Annotated in this window: 7 protein-coding genes; 5 read left to right on the top strand and 2 right to left on the bottom strand. The window is 63.1% G+C overall.

Translation table 11 applies throughout. From position 1 onward, the window contains the following. Positions 1-40 precede the first annotated feature (40 nt). From xdhA to HBH25_RS03815, 5 genes are all read left to right on the top strand, one after another. On the top strand, positions 41-1,495 hold the full coding sequence (gene xdhA / locus HBH25_RS03795; RefSeq protein ID WP_168081705.1) for a xanthine dehydrogenase small subunit: 1,455 nt from the start codon (positions 41-43) through the stop codon (positions 1,493-1,495). Beyond that, positions 1,488-3,887 (top strand): xanthine dehydrogenase molybdopterin binding subunit, encoded by a 2,400-nt coding sequence (gene xdhB, locus HBH25_RS03800; RefSeq protein ID WP_168081707.1) that lies wholly within the window; start codon positions 1,488-1,490, stop codon positions 3,885-3,887. The genes xdhA and xdhB overlap by 8 nt, the downstream gene beginning before the upstream one ends. Then, positions 3,884-4,723, top strand: a complete 840-nt coding sequence (gene xdhC, locus HBH25_RS03805) for a xanthine dehydrogenase accessory protein XdhC (RefSeq protein ID WP_168081709.1) — start codon at positions 3,884-3,886, stop codon at positions 4,721-4,723. The genes xdhB and xdhC overlap by 4 nt, the downstream gene beginning before the upstream one ends. A gap of 11 nt (positions 4,724-4,734) precedes the next feature. Then, positions 4,735-6,039, top strand: a complete 1,305-nt coding sequence (gene guaD / locus HBH25_RS03810; RefSeq protein ID WP_168081711.1) for a guanine deaminase — start codon at positions 4,735-4,737, stop codon at positions 6,037-6,039. A gap of 86 nt (positions 6,040-6,125) precedes the next feature. Then, a complete protein-coding gene (locus tag HBH25_RS03815) occupies positions 6,126-6,752 on the top strand; it encodes a LysE family translocator (RefSeq protein WP_168081713.1) in 627 nt (208 codons plus the stop codon). A gap of 17 nt (positions 6,753-6,769) precedes the next feature. Here the strand turns inward: HBH25_RS03815 and HBH25_RS03820 are convergent, their stop codons facing one another. Further along, positions 6,770-11,818, bottom strand: a complete 5,049-nt coding sequence (locus HBH25_RS03820) for a dermonecrotic toxin domain-containing protein (protein ID WP_168081715.1) — start codon at positions 11,816-11,818, stop codon at positions 6,770-6,772. Positions 11,819-11,890: 72 nt separating this feature from the next. After that, the gene (gene uraH, locus HBH25_RS03825; protein WP_168081717.1) at positions 11,891-12,244 is read right to left on the bottom strand and encodes a hydroxyisourate hydrolase; all 354 of its coding nucleotides are present in this window, start codon (positions 12,242-12,244) and stop codon (positions 11,891-11,893) included. Positions 12,245-12,378 lie beyond the last annotated feature (134 nt).

Raw genomic sequence — 12,378 nt, forward strand, 5'->3', positions numbered from 1 at the left:
CCATAACGGCAAAGGCCGGAACTGCCAGCGAGGCCGCCCTGTGATCCAGTTTCTGCTCAACCATACGCTGTGCACCGAACACCGCCTGGACCCTAACCTTACCGTGCTCGCCTACCTGCGCGAACACCGCAACATCCGTGGCACCAAGGAAGGCTGTGGCAGCGGCGACTGCGGCGCCTGTACCGTGGTGCTGGGCGAGCTGGCCCCTCACGCCGATGGCGCGCCCACCTTGCGCTACCGTAGCGTGAATGCCTGCCTTACCTTGGTGGCCAGCCTGCATGGCAAGCAGCTGATCACGGTGGAAGCCCTCAAGCAGCAAGGCCAGCTCCACAGCGTTCAACAGGCCATGGTGGACTGCCATGGGTCCCAATGCGGGTTCTGCACGCCTGGCTTTGTGATGAGCCTGTTCGCGCTGCAAAAGAACCGCCCTGGGGCCGATACCCCCGCCATTCAAGAAGCCCTGGGCGGGAACCTGTGCCGGTGTACCGGCTACCGCCCCATTGTGCAAGCCGGGCTCCAGGCCTGCGCTCAGCCTGTGGCGGACCGTTTCGATGCCCTTGAGGCCCAAACCCTTGCCCAACTGCAGGGCATTGCCCAGCAAGGCCTGGCAGAACTGGACAACGGCAGCGCCCATTGCCTGATCCCCACTACAGTCGACGAACTGGCCACCGCCTATGCCCAGGCCCCGGCAGCACGCCTGTTTGCCGGCAGCACCGACCTGGCCCTGGAAGTGACCCAGTTGCATAAGCCACTGGGCGCCATGATCTACCTGGGCCACGTGGCTGAATTGCGGGGTGTGACCGTTAACGAACAGGTGATCGACATCGGTGCGGCGACCCCGCTGACCGACTGCTACACGGCCCTGGCCGAGGACTACCCGGACTTTGGCGCCTTGTTGCACCGTTTTGCATCACTGCAGGTACGCAATCAGGGCACGCTGGGCGGTAATATCGGCAATGCCTCCCCGATCGGCGACTGCCCGCCCCTACTGCTGGCACTGGGCGCTTCGCTGGTACTTCGCCAAGGCGCTGTGCAACGCACGCTCCCGTTGGAAGACTTTTACCTGGGCTACCGCATCACCGCCCGCCAGCCCGGCGAGTTCATCGAGCGCGTGCATGTGCCCAGGCCGCTGCCGGGTGAACAGTTCAAAGCCTATAAAGTAGCCAAGCGGCTGGATGATGACATTTCTGCGGTGTGCGCGGCCTTCAGCCTGACCCTTGATCAAGGCCGCGTCGCCGGTATCCGAATCGCCTATGGCGGCATGGCGGCTATTCCCAAACGTGCGCAGGCCTGCGAATCGGCGTTGTTGGGCAGGCCCTGGACCACGGCAACCGTAGAACACGCTTGCCAGGCCCTGGCCGACGACTTCACCCCGCTGAGCGACATGCGCGCCAGCCGGGCGTACCGCTTGCTGGTCGCACAGAACCTGTTACGCAAGTGCCTGCTGGAAACCCTTACACCAGAACTCAACCTCCGGGTGGCCGCTCATGTCTAGTTCCCATGCCCCGCACGGATCACCCGAGGCCCTGGCCGAAGCCTTTCGCCAAGGCATGACCACAGGTGTAGGCCGCAGCGTGCGCCATGAAAGTGCTGAAAAGCATGTGAGCGGAGAAGCCCAATACATTGATGACCGGCTGGAATTCCCTAACCAGCTGCATGTGTATGCACGCCTGTCCGACCGCGCCCACGCCCGCTTGATCAGCGTAGATACCGCACCCTGCCTGGCCGTGCCTGGCGTGCGCCTAGTGATCACTCACGAAGACCTCCCGGCCCTGAAAGACATTGGCCCCCTGGTGCCAGGCGACCCCCTGCTGGCCATCGACACGGTGGAATACGTGGGCCAGCCGATCCTGGCCGTGGCGGCGTGCGACCTGGAAACCGCCCGGCGCGCAGCCCAGCTGGCCGTGATCGAATACGAAGAACTGGAACCGGTACTGGATGTAGTAGAAGCCCTGCGCAAACGCCATTTCGTGCTGGACAGCCACACTCACCAGCGGGGTGACAGCGCCACGGCATTGGCCAAAGCGCCGCACCGCCTGCAGGGCACATTGCACATCGGCGGCCAGGAGCATTTCTATCTGGAAACCCAGGTGGCTTCGGTGATGCCCGGCGAAGACGGCAGCATGCTGGTGTATTCCTCCACCCAGAACCCCACGGAAGTGCAGAAGCTGGTAGCTGAAGTACTGGGCGTGGCCATGAACAAGGTGGTGGTGGACATGCGCCGCATGGGTGGCGGCTTTGGTGGCAAGGAGACCCAGGCCGCCGGCCCGGCCTGCCTGTGTGCGATCATCGCCAGGCTGACCGGCCAGCCCACTAAAATGCGGCTGCTACGGGGCGATGACATGGCCATGACCGGCAAGCGCCACCCGTTTTACGTGGAATACGACGTGGGCTTTGACGACCGTGGCCGTTTGCACGGCATCGCCCTGGACCTGGCCGGCAACTGCGGGTATTCACCCGACCTGTCGGCCTCTATCGTAGACCGCGCCATGTTCCACGCCGACAACGCCTACTACCTGGGCGACGCCACTATCAACGGCCACCGCTGCAAGACCAACACCGCGTCCAACACCGCCTACCGCGGCTTTGGCGGGCCCCAGGGTATGGTGGCCATTGAAGAGGTGATGGAGCGCATTGCCCGCCACCTGCACCTGGATCCGCTGGCCGTGCGCAAGGCCAACTACTACGGCAAGACGGACCGCAACATCACCCATTACTACCAGACCGTAGAACACAACCTGTTGGAGGAGATGACCGCCGAACTGGAGGCCAGCTGCGACTATGCCCAACGCCGCGAGGCCATCAAGGCGTTCAATGCCAGCAGCCCTGTGCTGAAAAAAGGGTTGGCGCTCACGCCGGTAAAATTTGGTATCTCGTTTACCGCCAGCTTTCTTAACCAGGCCGGCGCCCTGCTCCATATCTATACCGACGGCAGCCTGCAACTGAACCATGGCGGCACCGAAATGGGCCAGGGCTTGAACACCAAAGTGGCCCAGGTGGTGGCCGAAGTGTTTCAGGTGGACATCAGCCGTATCGAGATCACGGCCACCCACACCGGCAAGGTGCCCAACACCTCGCCCACGGCCGCGTCCAGCGGGGCTGACCTCAACGGCAAGGCCGCGCAGAATGCCGCCCTCACCTTGCGCCAGCGCCTGGTGGCCTTCGCTGCCAGCCATTGGCGCGTGAGCGAGGAAGACGTGGTGTTCAGCAACGGCCTGGTGCAAGTCCGTGAGCAGATCATCACGTTCGAAGCGCTGATCCAGCTGGCGTATTTCAACCAAGTGTCGCTTTCCAGCACCGGCTTCTACAAAACGCCGAAAATCTTCTATGACCGTTCTCAGGCCAAGGGCCGTCCCTTCTACTACTACGCCTTTGGGGCAGCTTGCAGCGAAGTGCTGGTGGACGTGCTGACGGGCGAATACCGCTTTACCCGCGTAGACATTCTTCATGACGTGGGGGCTTCCCTGAACCCGGCCATCGATATTGGCCAAGTGGAAGGTGGGTTTATCCAGGGCCTGGGCTGGCTGACCTGCGAAGAGCTGGTGTGGAACGACAAGGGCCGCCTGCTCACCAACGGCCCGGCCACCTACAAGATCCCGACCGTGGCAGACACGCCCGAGGTGTTCAACGTGCGCCTGGTGGAGAACCGCAAGAACCCTGAAGACACGGTGTTTCACTCCAAGGCCGTGGGTGAGCCGCCGTTCATGCTGGGCATCAGCGCCTGGTGCGCCTTGAAAGATGCCGTGGCCAGCCTGGCCGGCTACCGTGTACACCCGCTGCTGGACGCACCTGCCACCCCTGAACGCGTATTGATGGCCTGCCAACAGGTACGTGAGGCCACGGCCACGGCAGTTCCCATTCAACAGCCCGAGCAGGTATGCCCATGAGCGACTGGATAGGTGCACTGGCCCAGCATCACGCGGCGGGCGAACCCTGCGTGCTGGTGACCCTGATCGAAGAGCGCGGCTCTACGCCGCGCAACGCCGGGGCTAAAATGGTGGTCACGCCCCAGGAAGCCTTTGACACCATTGGCGGTGGCAACCTGGAGTTCAAGGCACTGGCCATCGCCCGTGAACTGCTGGCCCGTGGCGAACGCCAATCGCGCCTGGAGCGGTTCAGCCTGGGGGCCAGCCTGGGCCAGTGCTGCGGGGGCGCGGCTGTGGTGCTGTTCGAACCCTTGGGGCAGCCCCAAGCCCATATCACGGTATTCGGCGCAGGCCATGTGGGCCGTGCACTGGTGCCGTTGCTGGCCAGCCTGCCCTGCCGCGTGCGCTGGGTGGACGCCCGTTCCCGGGAGTTCCCCGCCGTGTTGCCCGCTGGCGTGGAGACCATTGTCAACGACGACCCGGTGGAAGAAGTGGACCGCCTGCGCCCCGGCAGCTACTGCCTGGTGATGACCCATGACCACCAACTGGACCTGGCCTTGAGCGAAGCGATCCTGCGCCGTGGCGATACCCAGTGGTTTGGCCTGATCGGTTCGAAAACCAAGCGTGCCCGCTTTGAACACCGCCTGCGCGACCGGGGCCTGGCGGCTGAGGCCTTGGCGCGTATGCGGTGCCCAGTTGGCCTGGACGCTGTGAAGGGTAAACTGCCCATGGAAATTGCCGTGTCCATCGCGGCCGAAATCATTTCTCTCTACAACGCACGCTTCGGCGAAGCCAGCCAGGGTGGGGAAACCCTCACGCGTCTGGTGTCACCGTCTCGGCGTCATTCATCGCTATGACAGAGCCCTACATGAACACGACCCGAAAAGCCTACCGCGCCAGCCTGCTGCACAGCCTGGGCGACCCTGCCGACCTGGGTATCGATGCCTCTTACCAGTACATCAGCGACGGTGTGCTGGTGGTCGAAAACGGCCATATTGCTGCCATGGGCGAGGCGGCCGTGCTATTGCCTACCCTAGGCGCGGACACGCCGGTCGAGCATTTCGAGAATGCCTTGATCACGCCGGGCTTTGTAGATACCCATATCCACTTGCCGCAAACCGGCATGATCGGGGCCTATGGCGAACAGCTGCTGGATTGGCTCAATACCTACACTTTCCCTTGCGAGCGCCAGTTCGCCGACAAGGCCCATGCCGATGACGTGGCTGCCCGCTTCGTGGCCGAGCTGCTGCGCAACGGCACCACCACAGCCCTGGTGTTCGGCAGCGTACATCCTGAATCCGTCGACGCCCTGTTCGAAGCGTGCGAACGCCACAACCTGCGGATGATCGCGGGCAAGGTGATGATGGACCGTAATGCGCCGGATTACCTGACCGACACCGCGCAAACAGGCTATGAGCAGAGCAAGGCGTTGATCGAGCGCTGGCATGGCAAGGGCCGCTTGCAGTACGCCGTCACACCGCGCTTTGCCCCTACCAGCACCCCGGAGCAATTGACCGCGGCCGGGCGCCTGCTGGCTGAACACGAAGGTGTGTACCTGCACACGCACCTCAGCGAAAACCAACAGGAAATCGAGTGGGTCAAGGCACTGTTCCCTGAGCAGGACGGCTACCTAGACGTGTATGACCACTATGGTTTGCTAGGTGAACGCTCGGTCTTCGCCCATGGCGTGCACCTGTGTGAAGACGAATGCGCACGGCTGGCACAGACCGGCTCGGCACTTGCGTTCTGCCCCACCTCCAACCTGTTCCTGGGCAGCGGTTTGTTCAACCTGCCGATGGCCGAACGGCACAACGTCAAGGTGGGGCTGGGCACCGATGTGGGGGCCGGCACCAGCTTTTCGATCCTGCAGACCCTTAACGAGGCGTACAAGGTGATGCAGTTGCAGGGTGCCCGTCTGCACCCCTTCAAATCCTTGTACCTGGCCACCTTAGGCGGTGCGCGGGCATTGTCCCTCGGTGACCGGGTCGGGCGCTTGGCCCCCGGCTATGAAGCAGATTTTCTGGTGCTGGACCTCAAGGCGACACCGCTGCTCAGCTACCGCCTGGCCCAATGCCGCGACATCGCCGAAACCCTGTTCGTGCTGATGACCCTAGGCGACGACCGCGTGGTGCAGCACACCTTCGCAGCGGGCCACCGGGTGCACAGCCGCTGAGCACAACGCTGCGCCCCCACGGCGATTTGCGCATGCCGTGGGCAGGCGGATAATCACCCCTCCTTCAAGCGACCTGCACCTTGCCCATGAACCTGGAAACCTGGCTTCTCTTCGCGACCGCTGCCTTTGTGGTGATTGTCATCCCTGGGCCGCTGTCGCTGCTGATGGTGAGCAACAGCCTCACCTTGGGCATCCAACGCGCGTGGCCGGCTTTCATCGGTGGTGTAAGCGCGTCATTGTGCCTACTGTGCGCCTCGGCGCTGGGGCTGGGCGCACTGTTGGCCGCGTCCGCTACCTGGTTTGGGCTACTGAAACTGGGGGGTGCGCTGTATCTGTTTTACCTGGCCTGGATGAGCTGGCGCCAGGCGCGACGGCCTGCGCTGGTGGCCACTGTGCCTGTGGCACCGTTCGGGGGTAATGCAGCCCTGTTTGGCCGTGCGTTTGCCTTGGGCGCGAGCAACCCAAAGGACATCCTGTTTTTCGCAGCCTTTTTGCCGCAGTTCATCACTAGCACCGAACCGCTGTTGCCGCAGCTGTCGGTCATGGCGCTGACCTGGGCAGTACTGGACCTGTGCTGCAAGCTGGGCTATGGCCTGTTGGCGCGCAGCGCAGGCGCCTACCTGCGCAGTGGTCGTGGCCAGCAATGGTTCAACCGTGCCAGCGCTGCATTGTTTGCCAGCGCTGGCACGGCCGCCTTGCTCGGGCAGCGCTAAACGCCCTTGCCCCTGGTTTAGAAGTCGGCCAGGCGTTGCAAGGCTACCTGCCCATGTACCGCGCTTCCGTCCAGGCGTAACGTGGCCACGAGCCTTATCAACCTGCCTTCATTCATCGCCAGCTCCAATGCCGCGGCCTGGGGCTCACTGATGTGTTGACGCCAGTAGGTGATCCAGCCATTGGACAGCACCTGATGCCCGCCTTCGGACGCGATCTCTATGACCTGCGACTCGCTGACCTGCAGGGCGACCAAGTACACCTGATTCGTGGAGGGCTGGCGATATTGAGCGAAATGACCAGCACGGTGATCGAGAATGAGCCCGTAACGAGTCAGCATATCGTCAATCACGTTCGCGGCGTGATGACGCATGCGCACGCTGCCAACGGCCGCAACCAACCCTTGGGTGTACTGTTCCACGGGCCGCAGGTAAAGCACCGTGGGCGCTGACGTGGGCGCATCGGCGACCAGCGGCAACCGCCATGCCGCAGGGCTTGTCATTAGGGTTGGACGCTGCGCCGTCAACACCGTTAGAGGGTCGGCAAGCCTGCCTAGGGTGTGGCTCTCGCGCATCCAGCTCGATAGGGTGTGTTCAAAGTGTAGCAACCGGGCGGCATCGCTACCCTCGGCAGCCAAGAAGGTAGCGTGCGCGACGTTCAAGGCGCTTTGCCGGGTAAGCCCCGGCCTGGCGCGGCTTACCTGACGGTCCAAGGGGGCGGTGAACAATTGGCGGCGCACGGTCCACCGGTTGCTTTCACGTGCGATCAGCCAGGGCTGTTCGCCAAATCGCTCGCGAATACAGTGCTCCAAGGCCTCGAATGTTAGCGGCGATGGCAAGTGATTTGGCCTGGACAGCAGCAGTAATGCATCCTCGCTTGCGGGGTAAACCGGCAACAAACGGCCGTTGACCTGGACACCCTCAACCGCAGCCTGCCCTTGTGTGCGATACAGCCCGGACCCCTGCACGGTTTCGATGTCCTGCACGCCGAGCGGTCGTGTCGCATGGCGCCAGTTACGCCCTCTCACCGGTTGTGCTGGTGTACCTGCGCCTAGCGTCACGCGCTCCCAGATCAATGCGGCCGGGCGTGTAGCTTGGGTTTGTATGCCACCAAGCAAGGTATCGAGATGCCCCTGGTACCTGGCACGGCGCAAGGTAGCGGCCATCTGGGAATCCGGCAGCCTGGCGATAATCATGTCTAGCCAGGCATCGCTAAGTAGATTGACGCCATTCATCCCCTGAATGGACAGCACACCCTGGGTGTTCACCTGCAGTAGCACATGGATGCGTGCATGGCCGCCGCGGCGGAAAATGCACAGGTGGCGCCCTAGGAGCGAGCGGGTGAACAGTACCTCATAGCCACGATGGGTAATGATTTGCGCCAACGCAGCCTGCAACTGCGACCCTTCCCCAGACAATTGTGCGTTGCGCAATGCCGTATGTTCTGCCGCGTCCAATTGCCAGCGCAATTGAGAAAACTGCTCCGATCCGGCACGAACTGTCAACGAGTGCTGGACCAAATCGAGCCGTTGCACGGTCAGGAAACGCAGCGGGTCGGAATGCGGGTCGGCCACAAAGCGCTCAAGGCCCTGTAGGCGAGCATGGGTCAGGCCGTCCATTGTCGTGTCGGCGCTGCGATATACCGCTTCACCCAGCGCCTGGCGGCTGTCCGCGGCAAGGCCGGGAAAACGTTCGGCCAACCGCTCCTGGAAGGTTTGGGTATAGCCACCCAGCACCTCTGGCGGGTCGATGGCGACGTTGCCCAGGCGCACGCGAATCGGCCCTTCACCCCGGCTGATCAAGTCGTCGAGGTCCCGCAGGCTACGAGGCGGCGCACCCACTGGGGTGATAAAACGCTCCTGTCCACGCGCGGTACCCTCTATGACAGGGTAGTAATGGCCCTGCATACGTACCGCAGACCGCCCCTGGGTACTGCCCTGGAACACGACAGTAACGTCCCCTCCTTCTGCACCCGAGATAATGTGATCGCTCTCGGTGAGGTTCCAACGCACACGTTGCCAGCCTTGGGCAGGCGGCACCGCAGCAGGCGCAGCGCCTGGGCCACGGCGAAACGCCAAGGCCCAGGCTGGCGGCGTGCCGTCGATGAGGTAGGCATGGGCGAACTCCCTGGCGCGCGATTCACTTACGAAATTGTAATCTGCCAGCACTCTACGCCCTCGTTGTAGCGCTACCGTGCGGCTTGTGCCTGCGAAGGGGGCATGCCGGCTACGTGGCCCCCAAGACGCGAACACCTCTTCAGCCTCGGTCAATTTACCGCCACCGCCACGCAGGCCAGCCTCGGCATGGATCACCCAACGCTCACCTTCACGGCGTACGGGCGCCTGATAACGCCGGGTAACCGTTGCTTTCAAACGTAGGGTTTCTTCTTCCGCTCGACGGTACACGGCATAGGCTCGGCCGTCCTGCCAGATGTATTGCTCGCCGTTGAGTAACCAGGTCCCGGCGTCTCGCCCTTCCAAGGCGACAGCGCCGCGCAGCCGCAGCGGTGCCTGATAACCTGCGAAGGCCTCCCGGCCTGCCTCCAGCCCGACGCGCAGCTTGACGTGTGCGCGAACCGCATGGCGCACGCCTGCCAGGCCGCCAGCAACCGGCAACGCACCTAGCAGCACGTCCACGATGCCACCGGCAACACCCAACAAGGCCCAACTAAAGGCTTCAGGGTCTTGCTGACGCCAGCCTGCAACTACGGCATGAGCGCTTTCATAAATGTTTTGAAGGCCGATCAGCGTGCCCACACCCGGCAAAATCGCCAACGCTGCACGCAGGTACCCCAGGTATTGATGGTGCCCGGCCAAATTGCGCGCTTTTAGAATATCCAGCTGGCTACGCCCCTCCTCGCTGGCGCGTGCCAGCAACCAGGCGCGTCGGTCGTGCAATTGCACAGCCACCAAGGTTTGATCCAGGCTGGCGGGCGCGCTCAAATACCCAGCGTAGCTGCGTTGCGCGGCTTGACGGAACCATGACAGGCGCTGCGCCGGGTCGCCGCCCAAGCGTTTGGCCACGTAAGTGGCCATGTCGTCACGTGTGCGAATAGCATCGCGCAGGGTGTCCAGAGCATGGGCCAGCGTGTCACGCTCCAGCAGCGAGAACCCGCCAGGCGCACCAGGCATACACAGCAGGGTGCGACCGCCCTCGCCCGCGACCAAGGCACAACAGCCTTCTATATTGCGGCCGGTCGGCTCACCTGGTTGCACCACCAGCCAATGCACCCTTACCCCCAAGGCGGCTAGCCGCCCGGGATTGTGTTCGGCCGCCGCGCTGTGGAGCAGCTTCAGCCCCCCTTCACTCAAACGCCCCTGCCAATGGGCGGTGAGGCCCTGCAAGCGTAATTCGAGTTCGTAAGGGCGCCTTAAACGCTCCGGCGCGTCGCTCAGCGCAGGGTCCAGCAGGCGTTGCAACAGTGTTTTGTACTGCTTGAGGGGGTCCAGTGCAGGCAACGTACGGATTAGGTAGCTGGCGGAGAGCCCCGGCACCCGCCACTGCGCCTGCTTCAGCCGTTCGGTTTCCGCTTCGTCGCGGGCATCCAGGTTTTCCGTGGCCAGTTGCTCAAGGCTGGCCTGTTCCCAGGCCTGGCTGGGTACCCACTGCATCCCGGTAGCGACGTCATGGGGCTCGACAGCGGCGGGCCATGTGCCTTCGGGCGAGGGTTCAAGAATGCTACCCGGACCGAACCAGTGGTAAGTGACACTCACCGGGCGTTCCAACACCGGCTCGCGTGGGTCCAGCGTCAGCCCCAGGTCTTGTTGAATTCGCTCGGCCAGCAAGCGGCCTGCAAAGGTCGGGAACGGCGGGATGTTTTCGCTCAGCCAGTGTTCAAGGCGCGACGCAGCCTCATGGTAGGCCTGAAGCTCTGCGGCAAAGCGCTGCCGGTCAGTGCTGTCCCGTGCCAACAGCCAAGTGGGCAAATGCTCCACCAGGGCATCGGCTTGCCATTGTCGCTCTACCGTGGCCAATGCCTGATGACGGGCGGTGTCCAAAGGCACCGCCAAACCGGCTCGGGCTTCATCTGTCACGCGCTCCAGCGCTTGCGCGGCAGTTAACTCAGGCCAGGGCGTTTGCCCGGATTCCACAGCGCGAAGCCGCTCTACCCAGTGCTCGACCATAGCGTGAACGGCAGCGCTCAAGCCGCCCGCCATAGGCACAAGCTTCAAGCCGCTGCCATCACCCACCACGTCTGGCATGCGCTCCGACCATACGGAAAGCACCGGCGCTTCAAGCGTGAATGCCAAGCGGCTGCACAGCGTAGCTGCGTCTTCAAAAGGGGCCAGGCCACCCCCTTCGCCCTGTACCCAGAGCCACAGCGGCAGGGTGCGAAGGTTGCCAGCCCAGGCATGTTCATCGGTCAACACCCAGGCGCCGGGCAGGCGTGTGCCGTTCCACTCGATCGCCAGGTACTGCAGCGTGCCTGCCGCAAGCCCGGCGGTGAGGCTTTGCAGCGCCGTCTCGGGTAGCTGCCGTTCTTCGGCCTGCAGGGTCGCTTCAGCCATCAAGGCGGCTTGGGTGGCCTTTTGCACATCCAGCAGGTGGCCTTCCAGGTAGGCAGCACTCAGTTCCCCGGCCAATAGGCCGTGGAGTTGCTGCCACGCCAGCTGACGCTGCTGTCGAATCGCTTGGTAAGGCGCGAGCACGCCAGGGGCTGGCGCCTCATCCCCAAAGCGGGCGAGCAAGCGCTCGCAATGGCGCGCATGCTGGGTTTTCAACCATTGCTTGGGGTAGCCCTGAGGCAGGTTCCCCAGCGCGATCAGCGCTTCATAAGCCCGCCCCTGGAAGTGCAACGCCTCTGTCAGCGCTGCCTGCCAGGCTTCTGGCTCAGCCTCTATGCGGTCACGCTGAGCTGACAGCTCGGGGGGGAGGGTCAGGTACCAGTCTTCTCGGCCCTGAGCGTGGCCCTTCAAGGCATCGACAACCCTATTGAGCCATGCAACGGGCCAATGCGAAACGGCCTCACCGGCCGCCAGGTACGCCTGGGCGTCTTGCTGTGCCAGCGGCGGCGCGCCGTCGTCGTAAGGGGTAACGGGGCTTTCAAGTAGATCATCCAACGCATGCATGCTTGCGGCTCCTTCCAGTGGGAAGCCGCAGTGTGCTTACCGCGGGAAAGCACGCGTGGTAGATATCTACCTTCAGCTCCCGCGGTAGGTGGAATAACTGTAGGGGGACAGCAACAGGGGCACATGGTAATGCGCCTGGGTAGCGTCTATACCAAACCGCAGCACCACTTCGTCCAGAAACGCCGGTGTTGTCAGCGCTACGCCCTGCGCGCGGTAGTAGGCACCTGCCTGGAAATGCAGCTGATAGATACCGCTGGTGTAAGTCGCGCCGTCCAGCAGAGGCTGATCGCAGCGCCCGTCCGCATTGGTGGTGGCGCTGGCCAGCCAGGTTAACTGGCCCTCGTCCATGCGGTAGAGCGTAATGTCGATGCCGCTGCCAGGGCAGCCTCTGCTAGCGTCCAATACATGTGTGGTCAAACGCCCCATGAAAGGCTCCTGTATCAACCAAATGCACCACCCGGGTGCGGTTTAGGCAATTGCCATTTCAGTGGCACACCTGTTGCGCGGGAACGAGAAAATCTGACCACGCAGGCAAGTTTCTTGCAACGCTTTTGTGGCCG

It is taken from the genome of Pseudomonas quercus (genome assembly GCF_012033695.1).
GTDB classification, from domain to species: domain Bacteria; phylum Pseudomonadota; class Gammaproteobacteria; order Pseudomonadales; family Pseudomonadaceae; genus Aquipseudomonas; species Aquipseudomonas quercus.

Coding starts and splice junctions, on each gene's coding strand:
- xdhB (WP_168081707.1), top strand. CDS start 1,488: ATGTCTAGTTCCCATGCCCCGCACGGATCACCCGAGGCCCTGGCCGAA.
- xdhC (WP_168081709.1), top strand. CDS start 3,884: ATGAGCGACTGGATAGGTGCACTGGCCCAGCATCACGCGGCGGGCGAA.
- guaD (WP_168081711.1), top strand. CDS start 4,735: ATGAACACGACCCGAAAAGCCTACCGCGCCAGCCTGCTGCACAGCCTG.
- HBH25_RS03815 (WP_168081713.1), top strand. CDS start 6,126: ATGAACCTGGAAACCTGGCTTCTCTTCGCGACCGCTGCCTTTGTGGTG.
- HBH25_RS03820 (WP_168081715.1), bottom strand. CDS start 11,818: ATGCATGCGTTGGATGATCTACTTGAAAGCCCCGTTACCCCTTACGAC.
- uraH (WP_168081717.1), bottom strand. CDS start 12,244: ATGGGGCGTTTGACCACACATGTATTGGACGCTAGCAGAGGCTGCCCT.